The sequence below is a fragment of the Mesorhizobium sp. USDA 4413 genome, assembly GCF_056280365.1.
The window spans coordinates 3,959,617-3,983,197 of the sequence record NZ_JBVPRP010000001.1; the positions used below are offsets into that span (position 1 = coordinate 3,959,617).

Here is a 23,581-nt window from a genome sequence, read left to right on the forward strand (position 1 = left end):
GATGACCGATCCTCGTCACAACATCCGCGAAGTGCGCGCCCCGCGCGGCGACAAGCTCAACGCCCGCTACTGGACGACCGAAGCGCCGTTGCGCATGCTGATGAACAATCTCGACCCGGAGGTCGCCGAGAACCCGAATGAGCTCGTGGTCTATGGCGGCATCGGCCGGGCGGCGCGCACCTGGAACGATTTCGACCGCATCGTCGCTTCGCTGAAGACCTTGGGCGAGGACGAGACGCTGCTGGTGCAATCCGGCAAGCCGGTCGGCGTCTTCAAGACCCATTCCAACGCGCCGCGCGTGCTCATCGCCAACTCCAACATCGTGCCGCACTGGGCGACCTGGGAGAAGTTCAACGAGCTCGATAGGAAGGGCCTTATGATGTACGGCCAGATGACGGCCGGCTCCTGGATCTATATCGGCACGCAAGGCATCGTGCAGGGCACCTACGAAACTTTCGTCGAGGCCGGCCGCCAGCACTATGGCGGCAATCTCAAGGGCAAGTGGATCCTGACCGCCGGCCTCGGCGGCATGGGAGGCGCCCAGCCTTTGGCCGCTGTCATGGCCGGCGCTTCGTGTCTTGCTATCGAGTGCAACCCGTATTCGATCGATTTCCGCCTGCGCACCCGCTATCTCGACGAGAAGGCCGAGACGCTCGATGAAGCGATGGAGATGATCGATCGCTGGACCAAGGCCGGCGAAGCAAAATCGGTCGGTCTGCTCGGCAATGCCGCCGAGATCGTGCCGGAGATGTTCAGGCGCGGCATCCGCCCCGACATCCTCACCGACCAGACCTCGGCGCATGACCCGATCAATGGCTATCTGCCCAAGGGCTGGACCCTGGCCGAATGGCGCGAGAAGCGGACTTCGGACCCGAAGGCGGTGGAGAAGGCGGCACGCGCCTCGATGCGCGAGCATGTCGAGGCGATGGTGGCGTTCTGGAACGCCGGCGTGCCGACGCTCGACTACGGCAACAACATCCGCCAGGTCGCCAAGGACGAGGGTTTCGAGAACGCCTTCGCCTTCCCGGGCTTCGTGCCGGCCTATATCCGGCCGCTGTTCTGCCGCGGCATCGGCCCGTTCCGCTGGGCCGCGCTCTCGGGCGATCCGGAGGATATCTACAAGACCGACGCCAAGGTGCGCGAGCTCACCCCCGGCAACACGCATCTGCACAATTGGCTCGACATGGCGCGCAAGCGCATCTCCTTCCAAGGCCTGCCGGCGCGCATCTGCTGGGTCGGCCTCGGCGACCGCCACCGGCTCGGCCTGGCCTTCAACGAGATGGTCGCCAAGGGCGAGCTCAAGGCGCCGGTCGTCATCGGCCGCGATCACCTCGATTCCGGCTCGGTCGCTTCGCCGAATCGCGAGACCGAAGCGATGAAGGACGGCTCCGACGCCATTTCCGACTGGCCGCTGCTCAACGCGCTGCTCAACACCGCGTCGGGCGCCACCTGGGTGTCGCTGCACCATGGCGGCGGCGTCGGCATGGGCTTCTCGCAGCATGCCGGCATGGTGATCGTCGCCGACGGCACGCCCGAGGCGGCAAAGCGCCTGGAACGCGTGTTGTGGAACGACCCGGCGACCGGTGTCATGCGCCATGCCGATGCCGGCTACGACATCGCCATCGAGTGCGCCAGGGAGCACCAGCTCAACCTTCCAGGCATACTGGGCTAGGCCAAATGCGCATCCTTCGTGCCGCCGATTACCGCGTCATGCCGTGGAAGAACGGCGGCGGCACGACCACCGAGATTGCCGTTTCACCCGACGGCGCCGGGCTCGACGACTTCGACTGGCGCGTCTCGATGGCCCGCGTCGAGACCGGCGGGCCGTTCTCGAGGTTCGCCGGCATCGACCGCACGCTGTCGGTGTTAGAAGGCGATGGCGTTGTCCTCGACATCGCCGGCGAGCCGCCAGCGCGGCTGACCTCGGCTTCGGCGCCGCTCGCCTTTCCGGGCGATGTGCCGACCAGTGCTGCGCTGATCGGCGGTCCGATCACCGATCTCAACATCATGACCCGCCGTGGCCGCATGGCCCATGAGGTCGAACGCCGGCCTTTCTCCGATGAGATTCGCATCGCCCTGCGCGTCGACGTTACGCTCGTTTTTGCCGTCGGCGCCGGCGCCACGCTCTTCACGGAGGATGGGGCGAGCCTCGGACCGCTCGATACGCTGATCGTCGACCAAGATGGCCCGGAATTGCGGCTTCAGCCCAAGGGGCAGGGCCTGCTTTTCGTGATCAGGCTCCACCGCCTCGCCGCCAACATTAACGGCTGTTGCCAAACATGATCGCGGCTGGGGCAAATTATCGCCCGGGCCCTTGCATGTATCACGAAAAAGCCTGAATCCTTGCCCTGATCCAACCGGGGCGGAGAGCGAGGGGCATTCGCCCACGAGCTGTCGAAAGGGCACGCCCCTGTCGTGGTGCGCAAAACAAACTTTCGGCCGATCAGTCATGCAACCAATTGCAATTGGACCGGTTTTAGGGGCATTGCCGTGGCGGTGACGCCGCATTGCGCCCGCTTACGGAATTTTCAATGAACATTCAGACTAATCCGAACAACATCGAACAGACGAGCGCCGGCTTCCCGAGGGTGCCGGAAGCGCCGATACGCTCCAATTTCCTGCCTGAGGACCGGCTGCGCGCCTTGGGCGTCGCGCTCGCCAAGGGCGAGATCAAGGAATTGTTCGGCCTCGCCCCGTTCGAATTCCAGGCCCGCATTCGCGATAGCGCCAAGAAGATTCTCGAAGTCTACCGCTCGACCAATGCCGCCCAGGCCAAGGGCGAGACCATCACGCCGGCCGCGCAATGGCTGCTCGACAACAATTACCTGGTCGAGGAGACCATCTTCCAGGTCAAGCGCGACTTGCCGCGCCGCTTCTACCGGCAGCTGCCGACGCTGACACTCAGCGATGGCACCGTGCTGCCACGCGCCTTCGTCGTTGCCTGGAGCTATGTCGAGCATTCCGACAGCTCCGTCTCGGCCACCATGTTCAAGGCGATCGTCGAGGGGTTCCAGTCGGTCGAGCCGATGAAGATCGGCGAGCTCTGGGCGCTGCCTTCGCTGCTGCGCTTCGTGCTGATCGAGAACCTGCGCCGCATCGCCGTGCGCGTCGAGCGCACCAGGCAGATGCGCCAGACCGCCAACGAGGTCGCCGACCGCGTTCTGGCGACCGACGACAATGCCGACCGCACCAGGATTCTGTCCAACTACAGCGCGCATGCGCAGGACACCACTTTCGCCACCCAGCTGCTCTACCGCCTGCGCGACGGGTCGCAGAACGCAGGCCGCGCGCTGGAATGGCTGGAAGGCGAGCTCGAAAAGACCGGCTCCGACGCCGAGGAGATCATCATCTCCGAGCATCAGACGCTGTCCTCGGGCAACGTCACCACCGGCAACATCATCCGCGGGCTGCGCCTCATCAACGACGTCGACTGGACGGTCTGGTTCGAAGGCGTCAGCCGCATCGACACGCTGCTGCGTGAAAAGACCGATTTCGCCGACCTCGATTTCTTCTCGCGTGACCAGTACCGCACCGCGATCGAACAGCTGGCGCGCCGCTCCCGTCTCTCCGAATACCGCGTCGCCGAAAAGGCCATCGAGCTTGCCGGCCACACGCCCGGGCTCACCGATGCATCCGGTCTGCCGGAGACGACGGATCCGGATGTGCATACCGATGTCGGCTTCTTCCTCGTCGGCCCGCGCCGGCAGGAACTGGAAAAGGCGATCGGCTACCGACCGCCTTTCAATGTGACCTTCAAGCGAGGCTTTGCCAGCGCAGGCTGGCTGGGGATCGTCATGCCGGTCTTCCTGTTGACGGTGCTGCTGCTGGTCCTGTCCGGCAGGGCGCTCGCCAATCTCGGCCTGTCGGTGGAATCAATCACGCTGATGCTGGCGCTGTTCGCGGTGCCGGCCAGCGAAGGCGCGCTGGCCTTCTTCAACACAGTGGTGGCGCTGTTCCTGAAGCCGACCCGGCTTGTCGGCTACGACTACAACAAGCACGGCATCCCGGCCGAGGCGCGTACGCTGGTCGTCGTGCCCTCGCTGATCGGCTCGCGCGACGATGTCGAGGAAAACATCCGCAACATCGAGGTGCACCACCTCGCCAACACGGCGCAAGAGATCCATTTCGCGCTTTTGTCCGACTGGCCGGATTCCAAGACCGAGATCGACGCCGCCGACATCGAGATCCTGCAATATGCTCGCGACGAGATCGCCAGGCTCAACGCGCGCTATCCGTCAGAAGGCTCGCCGCGCTTTTATCTCCTGCATCGCCGCCGGCTCTACAACCAGGCGCAGGGCTGCTGGATGGGGTGGGAGCGCAAGCGCGGCAAGCTGCACGAGTTGAACCTCTTGCTGCGTGGCGACAGCGACACCACCTTCCTGCCGCTCGACGTGCCGCTGCCGGAAAAGGTCGTCTACGTGATGACGCTCGACGCCGACACGCGCACCACGCGCGATGCGGTTTCTAGCCTGGTTGGCAAGCTCGCCCATCCCCTCAACCGGCCCCATTTCGATCCGGTGAAGCGCGTCGTCACGGCCGGCTACACCATCCTGCAGCCGCGGATCACCGCTTCGCTCACTAGTGGCGACGATGCCTCCTTCTTCCAGCGCGTCTTCTCGGCCAATCGCGGCCTCGACCCCTATGTGTTCGCGGTTTCCGATGTCTACCAGGACGTCTTCGGCGACGGGTCCTTCACCGGCAAGGGCCTCTACCATGTCGACGCCTTCGAGGCGGCGCTGAAGAACCGCATCGACGAAAACACCATCCTCAGCCACGATCTGCTCGAAGGCGCGCTCGCGCGCGCGGCTTTGGTCACCGACGTCGAGCTGGTCGAGGACTATCCGACGCGCTACTCGGTCGACGCCTCGCGCCACCATCGCTGGGCGCGCGGCGACTGGCAGTTGCTCGGCTATATCTTCGACCCGCGCTCCGGCGTGCCCGCGCTGTCGCGCTGGAAGATGGTCGACAATCTGCGCCGCTCGGTCACCCCGATCTTCTGGGTCATGGCCTGCGTCGCCGGCTGGACGCTGCTGCCCTTCACCCAGGCGGCGCAGTGGCAGGCGCTTCTCATCCTCAGCCTGTTCATGGCGCCGACCTTTGACATCGTGAACGGCATCCTGCCGAAGAGCGGCGACCAGACGCCGCGCGGCCACTTCTCCGCTTTGGCGCGCGACACCGTCTTCGGCACCGCGCTTGTGGCGTTGAAAGTGCTTTTGATGGCGCACCTCGCCTGGATGATGGGCGATGCGATCATCCGCACCATCTACCGCCTCTTCGTCAGCCGGCAGAACCTGCTCGAATGGCGCACCGCTTCGCAGGCAGCCAAGGGCGGGAACGACCTCGGCGCCTATTACGGCATGATGTATGGCGCGGTGATCGTCGGCGTCGTCGGCCTCGCCATTCCGGTGCTCGCCGATTCCACCGGCGCCTTCGTGGCCTTCTTCTTCGCCATCTTCTGGATCGCTTCGCCCGCCGTCGCATGCTGGATCAGCCGTTCGGCCGAAACCGAGGACAGGCTGCGCATCTCGACCGCCGACATCCACGCGCTGCGTACCTTCGCGCGCCGCACCTGGCATTATTTCGAGACCTTCGTCACGCCGGAGCACCATCACCTGCCGCCGGACAATTTCCAGGAAAGCCCGGCGCCGGTGGTGGCGCCGCGCACCTCGCCGACCAATATCGGCGTCTATCTGCTTTCGGTGGTGTCGGCGCGCGATTTCGGCTGGATCAGCCTGTCGGACGCCATCACCCGCATCGACGCCACGATGACAACGATCGAGAACATGCCGCGCGAACGCGGCCACCTCTACAACTGGTACGACACGACGACGCTGAAGCCGCTCTATCCGCTCTACATCTCCGCGGTCGACAGCGGCAATCTCGCCGGACATCTGGTCGCCGTTGCCGCCTCCTGCGCCGAATGGGCCGAAGCGCCGTCCGTGCATCTCCAGGGCGACTTCGAAGGCATCATCGACACCGTCACCATCCTCGACGAAAGCCTGGACGAGCTGCCGGACGACCGCCGGCAGCTGCGGCCGCTGCGCCGGCGCTTGGCCGACCGCCTCGACGGCATGCGCCGCGCGGTTGCAACCATCAAGGCGCAGCCCGAGATGGCGTCTATCCGCACCATCAACCTTGCCGTGCTCGCCGGCGAGATCCGTAAGCTCGCCACCGCCATCCATACCGAGGCGGCCTCGCCGAAAAGCGATGTCATCGCCGACTGGGCGGCCAGGCTGGACGCGACCTGCGAGGCGCATGTGCACGATTCGCACAATGACGAGAGCGCCGTCGCCGCCTTGCGCGCCAAGCTGCTGGCTCTGCGCGAGCGCTGCCGCCGCTATGCCTTCGAGATGGATTTCTCTTTCCTGATGCGCCAGGAGCGCAAGCTGCTCTCGATCGGCTACCGGGTCGAGGAGCGCCAGCTTGATGAGAGCTGCTACGACCTTCTCGCTTCCGAGGCGCGGCTCACCAGCCTGTTCGCCATCGCCAAGGGCGACCTGCCGACCGAGCACTGGTTCCGTCTGGGACGGCCGATCGTCGAGATCGGCTTCCAGGGCGCGCTAATGTCCTGGTCGGGCTCGATGTTCGAGTATCTGATGCCGCCGCTGGTGATGAAGGAGCCGCAGGGCTCGATCCTCAACCAGACCAGCAAGCTCATCATCAAGCGCCAGATCCAGTATGCGCGCTCCAAGAACGTGCCCTGGGGCATTTCGGAGGCGGCCTACAACGCCCGCGACCGCGAGCTCACCTATCAATACACCAATTTCGGTGTGCCCGGCCTTGGCCTCAAGCGCGGCCTCGGCCAGAACACCGTGATTGCGCCTTACGCGACGATCCTCGCCGCGCAGTTCAGCCCGCGCGCGGCGGTGCAGAACCTGCAGCGGCTGCGCTCGATCGGCGCGCTTGGCCGCCACGGCTTCTACGACGCGGTCGATTTCACGCCGCAGCGCGTGCCCGAAGGCAGCGACCATGCCGTGGTGCAGAACTACATGGCGCACCATTCCGGCATGTCGATCGCGGCGGTGGCCGACGCCATTTTCGAGGGCAGGCTGCGCGAGCGTTTCCACAGCGACCCGGTCATCGAGTCGGCCGAGCTTCTGTTGCAGGAGAAGGCGCCGCGCGACATTCCGACCGCAACCGTCAGGACGGAGGCCGACGAGCGATCCAAGGACGAGACCGAGGCTGAGAGCCCCGACAGCCGAATCATCCTCGACCCGATCAAGGCGCTGCGGGCGACCAACGTCATGTCGAACGGCCGCTATTCGGTCATGGTCACCGCGACCGGCTCGGGCTACAGCCGCTTCGGCGAGCTTGCGATTACCCGCTGGCAGCCGGATCCGAGCGAGGATCGCCTCGGCTCTTATATTTTCCTGCGCGACACCGCGACCGGCGACTGGTGGTCGGCCACCGCCGAGCCGAAGCGTATCGAGGGCGAACGCGTCCAGACACTGTTTGCCGACGACAAGGCGAGCTTCACCAAATCGGTCGGCTCGCTGCGGTCCGAGGTCGAATGCATCGTCATTTCCGAGGGCAATGGCGAAGGCCGCCGTATTACCCTTTATAATGACGGCCCGGCCGACCGGCATATCGAGGTGACGTCCTTCGCCGAGCTGGTGCTTGGGAACGAAGCCTCGGACAACGCTCATCCGGCGTTCTCCAAGATGTTCGTCGAGACCGAGATCGCGCCGAACAACAGCGCGATCTTCGCCACGCGGCGCAAGCGCGACAAGAACGATCCCGACCTCACGATGGTGCATTTCGTCACCGACCCGTCGGGCCCGTCGCGCGACGCCGAGGCCGAGACCGACCGCCGCGCCTTCATCGGCCGTGGCCGCACCATCGCCGATGCCATCGCCTTCGACCCCGGCGTCAGGCTTTCCGGCAGCCAGGGTTTTACGCTCGACCCGGTGGCGGCATTGCGCCGCCAGGTGCGCGTGCCGGCCAACAAGAAGATATCGCTGACCTTCTGGACCGCCGTCGGCGCCAATCGCGGCGACCTCGACGAGGCGATCGCCCGCCTCGACCACCAGGAGAGCTTCGCCCGCCAGGCCATGCTGGCCTGGACGCGCAGCCAGGTGCAGACGCGCCATCTGGGCTTGAGCCTCACCGATGCCGCCAATGTGCAGAAGCTGGCCCGCTACCTGATCTATCCCGATCCGTTCCTGCGCCTGCCGGCGGAATCCATCGCCTCGGGCCTAGGCCGCCAGTCGAGCCTGTGGCCGACCAGCATCTCCGGCGATTTTCCGATCTTCCTCGTGCGCATCGGCGACGTCGCCGATCTCGAGATCGTCGCCCAGGCGCTGCGCTTTCAGGAATATATGCGTGCGCGGGGCATGATGATCGACTTCGTCGTCGTCAACGAGCAGGCCTCGTCCTATGTGCAGGACCTGCAGCGCGCCGTGGAGACGCTGTGCGAGAACAGCCGCCTGCGCGGCCGCGAACTCGGGCCTCGCCAGCACATCTTCGCGGTGCGTCGCGACCTGATGGACGAGCCGACCTACAAGACCTTGCTGTCGGTCGCACGCGTCGTCCTGCACACCCGTAACGGCACCATCTTCGATCAGCTCGAACGCGCCGAGACGGCGGCGCTCCAGGCGCGCGACGCCTTGCTGCAGGCGGAGGGCGGTTCACCGCGCGAACCTGTTCCGCCGCTGCCCTTGCCGGTGCCGGCGAGCCAGGGCGGAGACGATATCGCCGCCGACGGCAGCGGCCTCAGCCTGTGGAACGGCTTTGGCGGCTTTGACGGCGACGGCCGCCACTATGTGACGCGGCTGACCGGACGCCGCTGCACGCCGCAGCCCTGGATCAACGTCATCTCCAACGCCTCCTTCGGCTTCCACGTCTCGGCGGAAGGTGCCGGTTTCACCTGGAGCCGCAACAGCCGCGACTACCAGCTGACGCCGTGGTCGAACGACCCGGTGTCGAACCGGCCGGGCGAAGGCTTCTATATTTTCGATCAATTGAGCGGCAAGGCTTTCTCGCCGATGGCCGCGATGGTGCGCGATCCATCGATGACCTATGAGACCTGGCATGGCCAGGGCTTTTCGACCTTCCGCTCGAAGCGCGGGCCGCTTTCGATGGACCTGACGCAGGTGGTCGATCCGGCCGATCCGGTGAAGATCACGCGGTTGCGCATCCAGAATGCCGGGCCGGCGCCGGCGCGGCTGCGCATTTACGCCTATGCCGAATGGGTGCTGGGCGGCCACCGCTCGCGCACCGCGGCGACCATCGTGCCCTCCCGCGACGCTGCGACCGGCGCCATGCTGGCGCAGAATCCCTATGGGCTCGACTTCGGCGAGCGCGTCGCCTTCCTGGCGGCAAGTCATCCCGTTCATTCGGTGACCGCCGACCGCAGCGAGTTCATCGGCAGGCACGGTACGACCGAATATCCGCAGGCCGTGCTCGGCGGGCTTGCGCTCTCCGGCCGTATCGAGGCGGGCGACGATCCTTGCGCCGTGCTCGCCAGCGACATCGATATCCCGGCCAGCGGCGACGTCACGCTGATCTGGCTGCTCGGCGACGCGGCCACGCCCGCCGAGGCGAGCGCACTGGCGCAGACTCATGGCGGCAAGGATTTCGATCAGCGCCTGGCCGACAACGAAAAGACCTGGCGCGGCTTCCTCGACACCATTCAGGTCGAGACGCCGGACGAGGCGATGAACGCCATGGTCAACCACTGGCTGCCTTACCAGAGCCTGGCCTGCCGTATCCGCGCCCGCTCGGCCTTCTACCAGGCGAGCGGCGCCTTCGGCTTCCGCGACCAGTTGCAGGACACGCTCGCTCTTCTGGCGCATGACCCGAAGCTGGCGCGCGACCAGATCCTCAATGCCGCGCGCCGGCAGTTTCCGGAAGGCGATGTGCAGCACTGGTGGCTGCCGCGCACCGATGCCGGCGTGCGCACCATGATCTCGGACGACATCGTCTGGCTGGCTCATGCGACGGCCCGCTACATTGAGGTGACGGGTGATGCCGGCATCCTCAAGGAGCAGTTGCCCTTCATCGACGGGCAGCAGCTCGGCGAGGGCGAGCACGACGCCTTCTTCACGCCGGAGATCACCAAGAACACCGCGCCGCTCTATGACCATTGCGCGCGGGCGCTCGATCTGGCGATCAAGCGCAGCAGTCCTGCCGGCCTGCCGCTTATCCTCGGCGGCGACTGGAACGACGGCATGAACCGCGTCGGCGAGGGCGGCAAGGGCGAGAGCGTGTGGCTGGGCTGGTTCCTCTTGAAGACGCTCACCGACTTTGCGCCTGTCGCCAAGGGGCAGGGCGACACCAAACGGGTGCAGGCCTGGACCAAGCACGCGGACGTGCTGAAGCGGGCGCTGGAAAGCACGGCCTGGGACGGCCAGTGGTACCGGCGCGGCAGTTTCGACGACGGCACGCCGCTCGGATCGCACCATTCGGAGGAATGCAAGATCGACTCGATCGCCCAGTCCTGGAGCGTGCTGTCGGGCGAGGGCGATCCGGCGCGCTCGACCACGGCCATGGAACAGGCGACCAATATGCTGGTCGATGACGAGCTCAAGATCGTGAAGCTGTTCACGCCGCCCTTCTCGAACAGCGACAAGGATCCGGGCTATATCAAGAGCTATCCGCCGGGCGTGCGCGAAAATGGCGGCCAGTACACACATGCCGCGACCTGGTTCGTGATCGCGCTGGCAGAAATGGGCCGCACCGACGAGGCCTATCGCTGCTTCTCGATGCTGAACCCGGTCAACCACGCCTCGGACGAGGCGGCGGCCGAGCACTACCGCGTCGAGCCCTATGTCGTGGCCGCCGACATCTATGCCGGCGAAGGCAAGGGCGGCCGCGGCGGCTGGACCTGGTACACGGGCTCGGCCGGCTGGCTTTACCGCGCCGCGGTGGAAGGCATCCTCGGCATCGAGCGGCGCGGCAAGGAGATCACGTTTAGGCCGAAGCTGCCGGGACACTGGGACGGCTACGCCGCGACGCTCAAGATGTTCGGCGGCGAGATCAAGCTTCGCGTCATCCGCGACAAAAAGACCAAGTCGATCTCGCTAGAAGTCGATGGTTCGAAGAAAAAATCGGCCTCTTTCGAGCCGATAGCCGGCGGCAAGACTGAGGTCGTCGTCAGGATACCTGCGTAAAATCAAAGGTTTGGCTCGTCGGCCGCGCATCCCTCGGGGTGTGCGGCCGATCGCACTTTTTTACTTGGCAAGGCCCTCGCGCCCGATCGCGCGCCTTCCTTTAGGGCAGGCTAAGCAAGCAGCTTGTGATCAAAAATGTGGCAGCGCGAGGCAAGTGCCATTATTTTGCCGCAAGCCTGACATTTCACCTTTTATCTCAAACCGTTAGGTGATCACGTCAGATTTCGTACCGTCGTCATCTTTTGTTCGCTAAATGGGAACGGAAGGGATAGACGACGCATTGTTTCGCGACACGTTAACCGATACGTGTCAAAGAATGGTGCGGTGCACAATTCGGGCATTGAGCACAGACAAGAGTTTGGCGGAGTAGCTGAAGTGTCACTTCTGCAGATCTACTTTAGAGCGCTGGGTTATCTGGCGGCCGACAAGAAGCGCGTCGCGCTGATTTGCGGCGCCAACATCGCGCTCGCGGCGATCGCGATTCTCGAGCCCATCCTGTTGGGCCGGGTGATCGGTGCTATCTCCGAAAAAGGCGCGGTGTTTTCGACGCTCGCCGTCTGGGCCGCTCTCGGCGCCTTCAACGTGATCGCCTTCGTGCTGGTGGCGCGCGGCGCCGATCGCTTCGCCCATGCCCGTCGCTCGGAAGTGCTGTGCCAATCCTTCGAGCGCGTCATCACCATGCCGCTTGCCTGGCACCACCAGCGCGGCACGTCCAATTCGCTGCACACGCTGCTGCGCGCGGTCGAGACCCTGTTCAGCCTCTGGCTCGAATTCATGCGCGTGCATCTCTCGACGGCCATCGCGCTGGTGCTGCTGGTTCCGACCGCGCTGTCCATGGACATCCGCATGTCCGTCGTGCTGCTTGGCCTCGGCGTGCTTTACGTCGGCATCGGCCGGATCGTCATGCGCCGCACCAAGTCGGGGCAGACCGCCGTCGAACGCCACTACCACACCGTCTTTGCCCATGTGACCGACAGCGTCAGCAACGTTGCGGTGCTGCAGAGCTACAACCGCATCGGCCACGAGACCGCGACACTGAAGCGCTACGTGAAGGACCTGCTCGACGCCCAGAACCCGGTGCTCGACTGGTGGGCGATCGCCAATGCGCTGAACCGCCTGTCGTCGACCATCTCGATGATGATCGTGCTGTCGATCGGCGCCTATCTCGTCACCCGCGGTCAGCTTCGCGTCGGCGATGTCGTCGCCTTTACCGGCTTTGCCGGGATGTTGATCGCCCGCCTCGACCAGATGTCGGCCTTCACCACCCAGATCTCCGAGGCGCGCGCCAAGCTCGAAGACTTCTATAGCCTCGAGGATTCGGCTGCCGAAGCCGCCGAGCCGGACGGTCTGCGCGAATTGACCAATGTCACTGGTCATGTCCGCTTCGAGGATGTCAGCTTCGAGTTCGCCAATTCCGGCCACGGCATCGAGGATGTCTCCTTCGAGGTCCAGGCTGGCCAGACGGTCGCCATCGTCGGCCCGACCGGCGCCGGCAAGACGACGCTGATCAATCTCTTGCAGCGCGTCTTCACGCCGTCCCACGGCCGTATCCTGATCGACGGCATCGACACCCGCACGGTGACCCGCAAGTCGCTGCGCCACTCGATCGCCACCGTCTTCCAGGACGCCGGCCTGCTCAACCGCTCGATCGAGGACAACATCCGTGTCGGCCGCGCCGATGCGAGCAATGACGAGGTGCACGCCGCCGCCAATGCCGCCGCAGCGCAGGACTTCATCCTGTCGAAGAGCAGCGGCTACGACACCGTCGTCGGCGAGCGCGGCGGCCAGCTCTCGGGCGGCGAGCGCCAGCGCATCGCCATCGCCCGCGCCGTGCTCAAGGATGCGCCGATCCTGGTGCTCGACGAGGCGACCAGCGCGCTCGACGTCGAGACCGAGGACCGCGTCAAGGACGCGATCGACGAGCTGCGCCGCAACCGCACGACCTTCATCATCGCCCATCGCCTGACCACGGTCCGCGACGCCGACCTCGTCGTCTTCATGGATAAGGGCAGGGTGGTCGAGATGGGCGGCTTCACCGAGCTGTCGCTGCGCAACGGCCGCTTCGCCGCCCTGCTGCGCGCCGGCGGCCTGCTCAACGACGAGGAAGTCCGCCGCCTCAGCCGTCCGGTGACGGAAGCGGCGTGATCCTTAGAGCTCCACCTTCTCTCTTGTGGGAGAAGGTGTTGCCGAAGGCGACGGATGAGGGGTGCTCCAGGGACCGCCAGCGCCTCACTCCGCTGGAGCATCGTCTCGGCGCTATCGCGCCGATCCACCTTCTCCCACCCGGGAGAAGGAAAGGCTGCGACACTCCCCCGATTGCTCCTGCCGCGTCACCGGTCTATTTAGATCGGCATGAGCGACACCACCTCACGCTTTTCCGGCTGGACCGATCTCGCCAACCCGACGCGCTTCGTCGGGCTGGCCGACAAGGTCATTCCGTGGCTGGCGGCGGCCGCGGCGATCCTGCTCGCCGTCGGCCTCTATATGAGCTTCACCGCGCCGGAGGATTTCCAGCAGGGCATCACCGTGCGCATCATGTATATCCACGTGCCTTTCGCTTGGCTCGCCATGATGTGCTACACGATCATGGCGATCTCGGCGCTGGGCACGCTGGTCTGGCGTCATCCGCTGGCCGACGTGGCCCTGAAATCGGCGGCCCCGATCGGCGCCACCTTCACGGCGTTGGCGCTGATCACCGGCTCCATCTGGGGCAAGCCGATGTGGGGCACCTGGTGGGTGTGGGATGCGCGGCTGACCTCGGTCTTCGTGCTGTTCCTGATGTATCTCGGCATCATCGCGCTGAGCCGCGCGCTTGACGATGCCGGCCGCGCGGCCTGGGCCGCGGCCATCATCACGCTGGTCGGCTTCATCAACATCCCCATCATCAAATTCTCGGTCGACTGGTGGAACACGCTGCACCAGCCGGCATCCGTCTTCCGCCTCGGCGGCCCGACCATCGACCCATCGATGCTGTGGCCGCTGGCCGTGATGGCGCTGGGTTTCACCGTGCTGTTCTTCGCGCTCCACCTGATGGCGATGCGCACGGAGATTTTCAGGCGCCGGGTGACGGCGATGCGGAGAGTTGCGGCCAGGCAGGCTGAAAGGGCTTAGGGATTCCGAGCGCCGGCTCGGCGATTAGCCGAGCCCCTTCGCCTTCGTCATCCTAGGGCGGAGCGACGTGTAGCGGAGCGCAGACCCCAGGATCCATTCCGTTACTACTCCGCTTTGCAGCCGTCGGACTCTTGGCGCCTGATGCCCAATTCTATTCTGCAATCTAGCGCTTTGCGGTCCAGGTCACGGAATGGCAACTGTGTTCATGCGAATGCGGTTTTGTCTCTGATGATAGCGTTGAGCACGACCAAGAGCTTCCTTGCGACGGCGATGATGGCGAGTTTCTTGGAGCCCGACCGGGCAGCAAGCGCTGTGTAGAAGGTTTTGAACCGGTCGCAGGTTCTGATGGCCGTTAGGGCTGCCATGTAGAGGGCGCGGCGCACGCGTGATCGCCCGCCCTGGATCTGGCTCCTGCGTGTGAGCTTGCCGCTCTTGTTGTCGAAGGGGGCAAGGCCGACGAGCGCGGCGATCGCCTTGGGTGAGCGCTTGCCGAGCTCGGGCAGGAGCGCCAGCAGCGAGAATGCGCCGACCTTGGAGACGCCGGGCACGGAGACCATGAGCGTGTAATCGCGGGCGGCGTCCTCGGCTTGACGAATGACTTCGGCGATCTGGCCCTCGAACGCCTTGATGCGTGCATCGAGGCCGGCGATCAGGCCTTTGAGGCTGGTGATGACGATCTCCTGGAAGGCCTCGCCGAGTTGCTTCTTCAGCGTTGCCCGCATCCCGACCAGTTGATCGCGATGAGCGGCAAGCGATTGAAGCTGCTCGACTTCTTCGCGCGGCGCCGGCTCGGCCTCAGGGTTGTAGCGGCGGCCATAGTCGCTCAGCATCCTGGCGTCGAGCGGATCGGTCTTGGCGCGCCGTCTGGTCGACTTGGCATAATGGTGTGTGTGCGCCGGATTGTGCCGCGAGAACGGCACGCCGGCCTTGGCCAGCGCATGGCGCAGCAGCCGGTCATGGACACCCGTCGCCTCCATGACGACGAAGTCCCGACTGGGATCAAGCCCCGCCACATAGGCCGCGATCGCATCGGCCTGGTTGTCGATGCGCCGAAGACGGCCGCTTGTCTCATCAAAAAAGTCCAGCCACTGCTTTGAGATGTCGCAGCCGACATAGTTCTGCATTATCATGTCCACGCCTCTTCCTGTGGTGCGGGGTCTGCTTGGAACAGCCCCGTGCAACTGTTCAGGTTGATGGTTCACCGGTGGGAAGGGACCGGGCCATGCCACGGCCTGTCCGAAAGGACGACCAGGATCCACTCGGTCTCCTTCCCACTTCAACCATACACCGAAACCAACACACAGGATCCTAGGGTCTGCGCGCGTCGCTTCGCTCCCTGCTCCGCCCGTGGATGACGAAGATCATGGGTGCTTGACCCCTCGACTATCCCATTCGTCCCCTTGCTGCCACCGGCAGCGTATCCAGCACCTTGTCGCCGTCGATCAGATGCACCTGGTCGAATAAATTCGTCACCACACAGCAATGGTCGGGCACGACGCGCACGCGCTCGCCGATGCGCAGCCTGGCGCCGTCGGCAAGCGTGACGTTGCCATGCTCTTCGCTCAAGCCGGTCACGCGAGCGCCAGGCATGCCGAGCAGCTCGCCGAACTCCGGCAGCCCGAGCGTATCGGAAGACAGCGCCTTGCTGCCGCTGTCCAGGATAGCGCGCGTTTTCGTCGGGTGGCTGACGACGGTGGCGAGCACGGTCAGCGCGCAATCGTCCAGCGTGCCGACGCCTTTGGCGACCTGGTAGCGGTCGAGATAGATGTAGGTGCCGGGCCGGTATTCGGTAACGACGCTGTCCGCGCCGGAGCGCCACATGTCCGGCGTGCCGCCACTGGAGATGCGTTCGCATTCGAGGCCGGCCGCCGCAAGCGCATCGCGCGCGGTCTTCAGCCAGGCGTCCGCCTCGGCGGCGCGCCCCGCCGCAGGATAGGTCATCAGCCCGCCGAAGGAGAGCCCCTTCGACTGGTCGATCACCTTCGCCAGCGCCAGCGCCTCGTCAGCGCTCTGCACGCCGCAACGGCCCATGCCGGTGTCGCACTCGACCAGCACCTGCAGCGGATGGCCAGCGTCGGTGAAAGTGGCGGCGAGCCCCTCCAATGTCTGATGGCTGTCCGCCGTCACCGACAGCGTCACGCGCCCATGCAGCGCCTTCAGCCGCTCCAGCTTGGCGCGGCCAAGGATATTGTAGGGTAGGAAAATGTCCTCAAGCCCGGCATCGGCCATCACCTCGGCCTCGCCGATCTTCTGGCAGGTGATGCCGACGGCGCCAGCCGCGACCTGTTTCTTCGCCCAGTAGGGCAGCTTGTGCGTTTTGATGTGTGGCCTGAGCTTCAACCCATGCGCGTCGGCATGCGCCTGCGCCTTTTTGATGTTGGCTTCGGCTCGGGCCGCATCGATCAGGATCGCCGGTGTGTCGAGGTCGTCTATGCTTGCCATGGGATCACCGTCCAAGCATGTCTGCCGATTTCGGCACAAGGACATGCGCTTCAAAAAAACTGACAGGGTTTATGGCCCCGATCCTGCCGGATGTCACGGTCCAGAACAGCCGGTTTGCGTCGACAGCGGACCGGCATTGGGCTATTCGGAAGGACAGATTTCACAGGCAGCTGCCGGAGGAAGGAACCCATGAAGCGCTCCAAGATCAACGACATCATCCGTGAAGCCGACGCTTTCATCCGCTCCTTCGGCTATATCATGCCGCCCTTCGCCTATTGGTCACCGGACGAGATGAAGGCGCATAAGGCGGACTCCTCGGCCATCTTCACCTCGCGTCTCGGCTGGGACATCACCGACTACGGCCAGGAGAAGTTCGACGAGCTCGGCCTGTTCCTGTTCACCGTGCGCAACGGCCGCTACGAGGACATGAAGCTCGGCATGGGCATGCTCTATGCCGAGAAAATCATGATCTCGCGCAAGGACCAGCTCTCGCCCATGCACCGCCACAACATCAAAGCCGAGGACATCATCAACCGCGGCGGCGGCAAGCTGGTGCTGGAACTCTTCATGCATGACCGCGACGGCGGCATCGACCAGAAGGCCGAAGTGTCGGTGCCGGTCGACGGCACCATCACCAGATTGCCGGCCGGCGGCTTGCTGAAGCTCGATCCCGGCCAGAGCGTGACGCTTATGCCCGGCGTCTGGCACGCCTTCTGGGCCGAGGGCAAGGACGTGCTGATCGGCGAGGTGTCGACCGTCAATGACGACCTCACCGACAACGTCTTCCGTGACCCGATCGGCCGCTTCTCCAACATCGACGAGGATGTCGCGCCGCTGCACCTGCTGGTGTCGGATTACGAGAAGTGGGTGGGGTAGGCGAGAGACACTTCGCTACCGCGCGTACTTATCCGCCTTGCGGTTCCCGAGCAGCAGCTTGCGTTCCAGATGCGCGCGAAGCTCGCCGTAATAGGCGGTGAGGAAAGCCTTTGAATCGATCGGCTCGACCCTGGCGCCGATCTTGCGGGCGATGGTCTCCGCCACCGCCTTCAGCGCGGAGTAATCGTCGCGGCGCAACACTTCCTCCAGCTTCTGCAGCTCGGCGATGCCGTAGGCGTCGAGCTGCGCGGGGCTGAACTGGAAGCGCGCCGCGATGGGGTCCCTGCGCCGCGACAGATCCTCTAGCAGCGCCACTTTCGGCGCCTCGACCACCCAGGTGCCGGCGAGCAGGTCGCCGATCCTCAACCGATCGCGGTTGAACAGCGGAAACAGCGAGAAGAGCAGCGCCCAGACCAGGCCGAAGATGGTCGTCAGCGTGTCGGCGACATCGGCGCTGGCACGCGCGGCGAGGATCGACAGCGGCAGGAACACTTCGATCTCGCGCATCAGGTTGCGCGCGATGACCTGGTCGAGTGTCAGGCCGGCGCCGTTGCGCGACGCGACCCTCACGCCAATCATGCGTTTGCCCGGCGTGGCTGCCCGCCGTCCCGCTTCGAAGGCGATGAAATAGACGTTGCGCAGGAAGAAGATGAAGATGATCCAGACGATGAACAGCGGTTCGGCATCCTGCACGCCAAGCCCGCCAAGGCCGAACAGCGCGACGAGGCTTACCACGATCGCCGCCACGACGATGATCACCACGTCGAGCAGGAATCCGGAAGCGCGGGTGCCGGCATCGGCCAGCTTGACCCTGAGGTCGACGCCTTCCGGCGTGACCAGCGGACGGACCAGCGCTGCCGGGTCTTTGATCTTCGCTGTCCTAGCGGTCGCCATGCCGCACCATCCGGAACAGGTAGAAATAACAGAGCCATAAGGCCAGCATGCCGCTCCCAATCGAGTAACGGGCGATGTCGCTGGTTATCGTCTGCCGGCCGATGCCTTCCAACAGCCCGGCGAAAAGCAGCATCACCGTGACGCCGACCATGGCGGTCGCCGCAACGCGTCCGGCTCGCGCCGCGGCCGCCATGCGGGTCAGCTCGCTGGGGAAGGCGATGCTGGTGCCGATGCGCATGCCGGCAGCGCCCGCGATGGCGATGGCGAACAGCTCCGTCGTGCCATGGATCGAAAGCCATCCCCCGAGCTCGAAGCCCAGCCCCTTGGCGGCATAGATCTGGAAAATGGCCCCCAGCATGCAGCCATTCATCAGGATGATGAGCACGCTCGGCACGGCGAATGCAAAACCCAGCGCGAAGGCCAGAATAGAGACCTGCGTGTTGTGGGTGAAAAGATAGGCGGCGAACCCCGACAGGAAATGGTCGCCGCCGCCGTAGAGCACGCTGCGCAGCGCCTCGGCCGAGGAATCGGGGTTGCGCCCGCCGGCCAGGCTCGGCGCGATGATGGCGTCGTACCAGCGCTTGTCCGAAGCGACCAGCCAATAGCCGGCAATCGCACCGATGACTGTGAGCGCGACCGAAGTCCACACCTCGCGCCACAGATCGCGGATCGCGGCCGGCCAGTCGTGCAGGAAGAAGTCGCCGATGCGCGTCCTCAAGGATCGCCGCGCGCCGTAAAGATAGAAATAGCCGCGGAGGCAGAGCGCCTCGAGATAGGCGATCAGCGCGCTGTCGAGCGAGGTCGCGCGCGCCACCGAAAGCGACGACAACGCCGAACGGTAGAGCAGTGGCAGCGACAGCAGCTCGTCTTCCGACAGCGCGCGCGGCGCGCGCTTCTCGACGCGTGCGAGCAGCGCCTCGAACGCTTTCCAGTCAGCCTCGCGCTCCTGGCGGAAGCTGGCGAGCGACTGGCGAACCGCGTCGGTGGCGGCGGGCAGCGTCATAGAAGGTTCTCCTCCTTGAGCTGGATATAGCGCTCGACCAGCGCCGGACCGAGCCGCTGATGGTCGGCCTCGATGACATGCGCGCCGAGCAGCCTCAACCTGCCGATCACCACCTGCCGCTGCCGCAAGAGGTCGCCGGCGGTGACGGAGCGGGCGATATCCTCGGGCGCCGCCGGCGCCATGTCCGCCAGGGTCTCCAACTCGACGTCCCTCATTAGCATGAACAGCACCAGATGCCGCTCGGTCAGCCGGCCCACGGTGCGCAGCATCAGCTCGGCGCTGATCGGATCGACGAAATCGGTGAAGACGATGACCAGCGAGCGCCGGTCGAGCTTGGCCGAAAGCGTGGTCAGCGCCAAGGTGAAGTTCGTCTCCTCGGTCGAATAGTCGATCTCGGCTGCGCGCTTCTGGATCATGGTGAAGCTCGGCGAGCCGCGCACCGCGCCACTGGAGACGCGCGGCCTGGCGTCGAAGGAGAACAGGCTGACGAGGTCGCCGCCCTTGAGCGCGATGAAGGCCGACAGAAGCGCTGCCGTCACCGCGCGATCGACTTTCGGCACGCCGTCGACCGGCTCGCACATCAAGCGGCCGCTATCGATGGCAAGAACGATGTTGTTGTTCTCCTCGATCCGGAACTCGCGCGCGAGCAACTTGCCGTGGCGGGCGCTGCGCTTCCAGTCGATCATGCGCCGGCCCATGCCGGGCTGGTAATCCTTCAGCGCCTCGAACTCGCGGCCCTGGCCGGCGCGCTTCTGCGCATGGCCGTCGGCGAGGGCCGAGCGCTGCAGAAGCGTGATCGCCTCGTCGCGCGCGCTGTTGACATTGGGCAGCACCGCGACCTTGCGGTCGACCGGCAATATGACTTGGTTCCACACCAGTCCGAACGGGCCCTGCCAGCGCAGCCACAGCCGGTCGAAGCTGCCGACGCCGCGGCGGATCGCCTCGAATTCGAGGTCGAGCGTGCCGCCATTGGCCGGCAGCGCGCCGCCGGTGCCCGCGACCGGCTGCAGCCGCTGGTCATGCCCGACACGCGCCTGCAGGCGCCGCAGCTTTGCGCCAACCCCGGCCGCGATGTGCAGCGTGAATCGCCCGCCGATGCCGACCTGTGGCGGCGCCGTCAGCGTGGCGTCGAGCGCGGCGCGGCCTCTGCCCGCGGCCGCGTCCACCGCTAGGAAGGCCAGCAGCGCGCAGATCCAAAGCAGACCGAGATACCAGATATGCGGTAGCGCAAGCGCGATCAGGAAGGCGGGGACCGCCCCTGCCGCCGCTGCCCAGACCGCTCGCCCGCTCGGATAGATCAACGCGGCGCTTCCGTATGGTCGACCAAGTCGGACACGATCTGCTCGACCAGCCGCCCGTCGATCTGCGCGGCAGGCGAGAGAACGACGCGGTGGCGCAGCGCCGGCACGGCCAGCACCTTGACGTCGTCCGGAATGACATAGTTGCGGCCGTCGAGCGCCGCCCTGGCGCGTGCGGCGCGCGCCAGCATGGCGCCCGCGCGCGGGCTGGCTCCCACCTCCAGGTCAGGGCTTTCGCGGGTGCCGCGCACAAGCGCCGCGATATAGCCGACGACATCGTCGACCAGCGTGACATCGCCGACCGTGGCAAGTGCAGCCTCCAGCGTCTTGCGGTCGGTGCGCGCCTTGATGCCGTATTGCTCGATATCGTGCGAGGCCGAGCCGCCGCCGTGATGGATGATGATCGCGCGCTCCTCCTTGAGGTCCGGATAGCTCACCCGATGCTTGAACAGGAAACGGTCGAGCTGCGCTTCGGGCAGCGGATAGACGCCTTGATGCTCGATCGGGTTCTGCGTCGCCACCACCATGAAGTTCCGGCCGAGCGAATGCGTGGTGCCGTCGAAGGTGACGGCGTGCTCCTGCATGGCCTCGAGCAGGGCGGCCTGCGTCTTCGGCGGCGTGCGGTTGATTTCGTCAGCGAGCAAAAGATCGCAGAAGATCGGGCCGCGCGTCAGCGTGAACTGCCCGGTCTGGAAATTGTAGATGTTGGCGCCGACGATATCGCCTGGCATCAAATCGGGCGTGAACTGGATGCGGCCATAGGCGACGCCCAGCGCCTGTGCGAAGCAGCGCGCCGTCATGGTCTTGGCCGTGCCGGGCGGGCCTTCGAGCAGGATATGTCCGCCGGCAAACAGCGCCGTCAGCATCAGGTCGACCGTGTCGCGCTGTCCGGTGATCGCTTTCGCCACTTCTTCCCTGATCGCGTTCGCCAGGGTCTTCACTTCATCGACGTTCACCGAGCCTCCTTGCTGTCCAGTCATGCAGCTGTTCCGCTGCTTCATGCATTCCGGCCAAACTGTAGGAATCGTTCATTGCCTTCAACCGCGCGGTGAAGCCGTGTGCTTCACCCTCGTCGCGGCAATCGAGCCAGCGGTCGAGCGCCTCGCCCTGCAGCCCGTGCGGCGCGCCAAGCAGCGCGGCGGCGCGCTGCCGCATCAGCGCTGCGTATCGGCGGCCGAGCCCTTGCAGCCGCCCGGCGCGTTTCAACAGCATCGCCGTGGTGTCGACCAGCGCCCGCTTGCCGAAGGCGATGGCGCGCCCCTCGGCGCGCGGCGGACCGAAGCGGCCGAGCCCGTGTAGGAAGGCGAGCACGGCCGCCACCAGCACCGACAGCGTCAGCGCCAGGAAGGGCGGTTCGACCAAGAGCTTGGCGAGATCGTATTTCTGGCCGACGCCATGCAGCGTCAGGTCGAACATGACCGCGCCCTTGGCAGGCTCGATCATGGCGATCATGTCGAGCGCGGCCGCCGCCGTCTGCTTATCCTTCAGCCCGGCATTGTTGATGAAATCGGGATCGGTGAGGATGTAGAAGGGCTCGTCGTCGAGCTCAGTCAGGATCGCCCTGCCGTCGCCCGCCGCGATCAGTGGGTGGTCATCCGCCACCCATTGCAGCTCGTCCGGCGCGGGCACCATGCGGCCGGCGATATTGATCCGCGAGAGCGTGTTCTTTGCCTCGCCGAGCTTCGCCTTGGCAATGCGGCCGAGCCAGTCGTTGACGACGCTGTTGGGCAGCCGCTCGATCTTCGTCTCCCAGCCATCGTGCCCCAGCAGGGGGAAGGTCTGCCATTTCGGCAGGACGAACAGCGTGTCCTTGCCCGAGCGTGCCTTGATGAGCCGATCTAGCGCAGCCGGGTCGCTGCCCGGCGCGATGGTGACGACGAGCAGGAAGGTCGAGGCCAGCGGCGATGCGAGGTCCTTCTCGCCGCGTTCCATCGGCGGCGCCTGTCCATTGGTCAGCTTCAGCCATTCGACAAGCCCGGCATAACCGGTGCCCCCCTTCGAAAACGGCGTGCCGCCGCCTGCGGGCTCGCGAAAATCGGGGGCATAGGTGGACAAAAGGAAAAACCCCGCCGCCGCCAGCAGGCTGGCAAAAATGCCCCAGAACAGGGTTTTGCGGCTGAACGGCGCCTCGGTCGCCTCGGCGGGTTGCGCGCTCATGTCCAGGCATCCCGGAAGGCGAAACGCTCATAGGCGCCGCGCGCCTGTCGCCAGCCTTCGGCGCCGACCGGTCGGCGGGCGAACAAGGCTGCCTCGACGATGCGGGCGATCTCGCTGAAGGCGGCGCGGGGCCGGGTGGGGATCGACTCCGCGGCGGCGATATCGCGCGCGGTGAGCGACGGGCGCAGGAAATCGGGCAGCCGCGTGGCGATGTCGGCGACGCTGCGGCGCAGCAGAAGATGCACCGCCTCGTCATACTCGCCGCGCGCGGCAAGCGCATCGGCCTCGGAGAGCAGGATCTGGGCCGCGCCGGCATCCGGGCGCCATTGCTCCTTCGCTTCGGTCTCCGGACGCTTGCGTCGCCAGGGCAGGCGCCAAGCGATGCCTTTGGCCTCCAGGAAAAGCAGGAAAGCAATGATCGCGACGCCGATGATCACCGCGCCCCAGAACAGATAGATCATATAGGGACCGAGCTTGGCCAGGCCTTCCAGAACCGGCTTCAGCCACTCCGGCGGCTCGGGTTGCACATAGGTCGGCAGCCCGAACTGGATCGAATCGTCGGCGAGCAGCTGCTTGTGCAACTGCGCCAGCCGTCCGGCATCTTCCGTCCCTGCGGCCGTCACCCGCTCGTTCCCCCTGCAACCTGCGGTTCGGGCCCGACACTGGCAATACGCCATGACAATTGCAAG

General features: G+C 65.4%; 14 protein-coding genes. 6 read left to right on the forward strand and 8 right to left on the reverse strand.

The window, feature by feature from the left end; genetic code table 11:
- The first annotated feature begins 1 nt into the window (after position 1).
- From hutU to ACVMIM_RS19300, 5 genes are all read left to right on the forward strand, one after another.
- Positions 2 to 1,672, forward strand: coding sequence for a urocanate hydratase (gene hutU / locus ACVMIM_RS19280; protein WP_476117299.1), 1,671 nt, complete (start codon positions 2 to 4; stop codon positions 1,670 to 1,672).
- Positions 1,673 to 1,677: 5 nt separating this feature from the next.
- Positions 1,678 to 2,283, forward strand: coding sequence for a HutD/Ves family protein (locus ACVMIM_RS19285; RefSeq protein WP_476113927.1), 606 nt, complete (start codon positions 1,678 to 1,680; stop codon positions 2,281 to 2,283).
- Positions 2,284 to 2,531: 248 nt separating this feature from the next.
- The gene (locus ACVMIM_RS19290; protein WP_476113929.1) at positions 2,532 to 11,111 is read left to right on the forward strand and encodes a glycoside hydrolase family 94 protein; all 8,580 of its coding nucleotides are present in this window, start codon (positions 2,532 to 2,534) and stop codon (positions 11,109 to 11,111) included.
- A 375-nt stretch (positions 11,112 to 11,486) separates the two neighbouring features.
- A complete protein-coding gene (locus tag ACVMIM_RS19295) occupies positions 11,487 to 13,256 on the forward strand; it encodes a glucan ABC transporter ATP-binding protein/ permease (RefSeq protein WP_041000932.1) in 1,770 nt (589 codons plus the stop codon).
- Between the two features lie 207 nt (positions 13,257 to 13,463).
- A complete protein-coding gene (locus tag ACVMIM_RS19300) occupies positions 13,464 to 14,222 on the forward strand; it encodes a heme ABC transporter permease (RefSeq protein ID WP_476113931.1) in 759 nt (252 codons plus the stop codon).
- 203 nt (positions 14,223 to 14,425) lie between these two features.
- Here the strand turns inward: ACVMIM_RS19300 and ACVMIM_RS19305 are convergent, their stop codons facing one another.
- Together ACVMIM_RS19305 and ACVMIM_RS19310 are read right to left on the reverse strand one after the other, a co-directional pair.
- Positions 14,426 to 15,352 (reverse strand): IS110 family RNA-guided transposase, encoded by a 927-nt coding sequence (locus ACVMIM_RS19305; protein WP_476111376.1) that lies wholly within the window; start codon positions 15,350 to 15,352, stop codon positions 14,426 to 14,428.
- A gap of 253 nt (positions 15,353 to 15,605) precedes the next feature.
- On the reverse strand, positions 15,606 to 16,664 hold the full coding sequence (locus ACVMIM_RS19310; RefSeq protein WP_476113932.1) for a D-TA family PLP-dependent enzyme: 1,059 nt from the start codon (positions 16,662 to 16,664) through the stop codon (positions 15,606 to 15,608).
- 189 nt (positions 16,665 to 16,853) lie between these two features.
- Between ACVMIM_RS19310 and ACVMIM_RS19315 the strand changes: the two genes are divergently transcribed.
- Entirely contained in the window at positions 16,854 to 17,540 is a 687-nt protein-coding gene (locus ACVMIM_RS19315; protein WP_476113933.1) for a D-lyxose/D-mannose family sugar isomerase, read from the forward strand.
- 15 nt (positions 17,541 to 17,555) lie between these two features.
- On the opposite strand, the gene ACVMIM_RS19320 is transcribed toward ACVMIM_RS19315, so the two are convergent.
- From ACVMIM_RS19320 to ACVMIM_RS19345, 6 genes are read right to left on the reverse strand one after another with little or no spacing between them, the layout of a single operon-like run.
- A complete protein-coding gene (locus tag ACVMIM_RS19320; RefSeq protein WP_476113935.1) occupies positions 17,556 to 18,434 on the reverse strand; it encodes an RDD family protein in 879 nt (292 codons plus the stop codon).
- Complete coding sequence (locus tag ACVMIM_RS19325) at positions 18,421 to 19,437, reverse strand: stage II sporulation protein M (protein ID WP_476113936.1); 1,017 nt, start codon at positions 19,435 to 19,437, stop codon at positions 18,421 to 18,423. Before ACVMIM_RS19325 ends, ACVMIM_RS19320 begins: the two co-directional genes overlap by 14 nt.
- A complete protein-coding gene (locus ACVMIM_RS19330) occupies positions 19,434 to 20,738 on the reverse strand; it encodes a DUF58 domain-containing protein (RefSeq protein WP_476113937.1) in 1,305 nt (434 codons plus the stop codon). The genes ACVMIM_RS19325 and ACVMIM_RS19330 overlap by 4 nt, the downstream gene beginning before the upstream one ends.
- Positions 20,735 to 21,691 (reverse strand): AAA family ATPase, encoded by a 957-nt coding sequence (locus ACVMIM_RS19335; protein ID WP_476113939.1) that lies wholly within the window; start codon positions 21,689 to 21,691, stop codon positions 20,735 to 20,737. The genes ACVMIM_RS19330 and ACVMIM_RS19335 overlap by 4 nt, the downstream gene beginning before the upstream one ends.
- Positions 21,678 to 22,892: a DUF4350 domain-containing protein gene (locus ACVMIM_RS19340; RefSeq protein WP_476113941.1), complete on the reverse strand. Its 1,215-nt coding sequence runs from the start codon at positions 22,890 to 22,892 to the stop codon at positions 21,678 to 21,680. The genes ACVMIM_RS19335 and ACVMIM_RS19340 overlap by 14 nt, the downstream gene beginning before the upstream one ends.
- Positions 22,889 to 23,515, reverse strand: a complete 627-nt coding sequence (locus ACVMIM_RS19345) for a DUF4129 domain-containing protein (protein ID WP_476113942.1) — start codon at positions 23,513 to 23,515, stop codon at positions 22,889 to 22,891. The genes ACVMIM_RS19340 and ACVMIM_RS19345 overlap by 4 nt, the downstream gene beginning before the upstream one ends.
- Positions 23,516 to 23,581: the final 66 nt, after the last annotated feature.

Excerpts from the sequence above, each read along its gene's own strand:
- hutU (WP_476117299.1), top strand. The coding sequence starts at position 2 with ATGACCGATCCTCGTCACAACATCCGCGAAGTGCGCGCCCCGCGCGGC.
- ACVMIM_RS19285 (WP_476113927.1), top strand. The coding sequence starts at position 1,678 with ATGCGCATCCTTCGTGCCGCCGATTACCGCGTCATGCCGTGGAAGAAC.
- ACVMIM_RS19290 (WP_476113929.1), top strand. The coding sequence starts at position 2,532 with ATGAACATTCAGACTAATCCGAACAACATCGAACAGACGAGCGCCGGC.
- ACVMIM_RS19300 (WP_476113931.1), top strand. The coding sequence starts at position 13,464 with ATGAGCGACACCACCTCACGCTTTTCCGGCTGGACCGATCTCGCCAAC.
- ACVMIM_RS19305 (WP_476111376.1), bottom strand. The coding sequence starts at position 15,352 with ATGATAATGCAGAACTATGTCGGCTGCGACATCTCAAAGCAGTGGCTG.
- ACVMIM_RS19310 (WP_476113932.1), bottom strand. The coding sequence starts at position 16,664 with ATGGCAAGCATAGACGACCTCGACACACCGGCGATCCTGATCGATGCG.
- ACVMIM_RS19315 (WP_476113933.1), top strand. The coding sequence starts at position 16,854 with ATGAAGCGCTCCAAGATCAACGACATCATCCGTGAAGCCGACGCTTTC.
- ACVMIM_RS19320 (WP_476113935.1), bottom strand. The coding sequence starts at position 18,434 with ATGGCGACCGCTAGGACAGCGAAGATCAAAGACCCGGCAGCGCTGGTC.
- ACVMIM_RS19325 (WP_476113936.1), bottom strand. The coding sequence starts at position 19,437 with ATGACGCTGCCCGCCGCCACCGACGCGGTTCGCCAGTCGCTCGCCAGC.
- ACVMIM_RS19340 (WP_476113941.1), bottom strand. The coding sequence starts at position 22,892 with ATGAGCGCGCAACCCGCCGAGGCGACCGAGGCGCCGTTCAGCCGCAAA.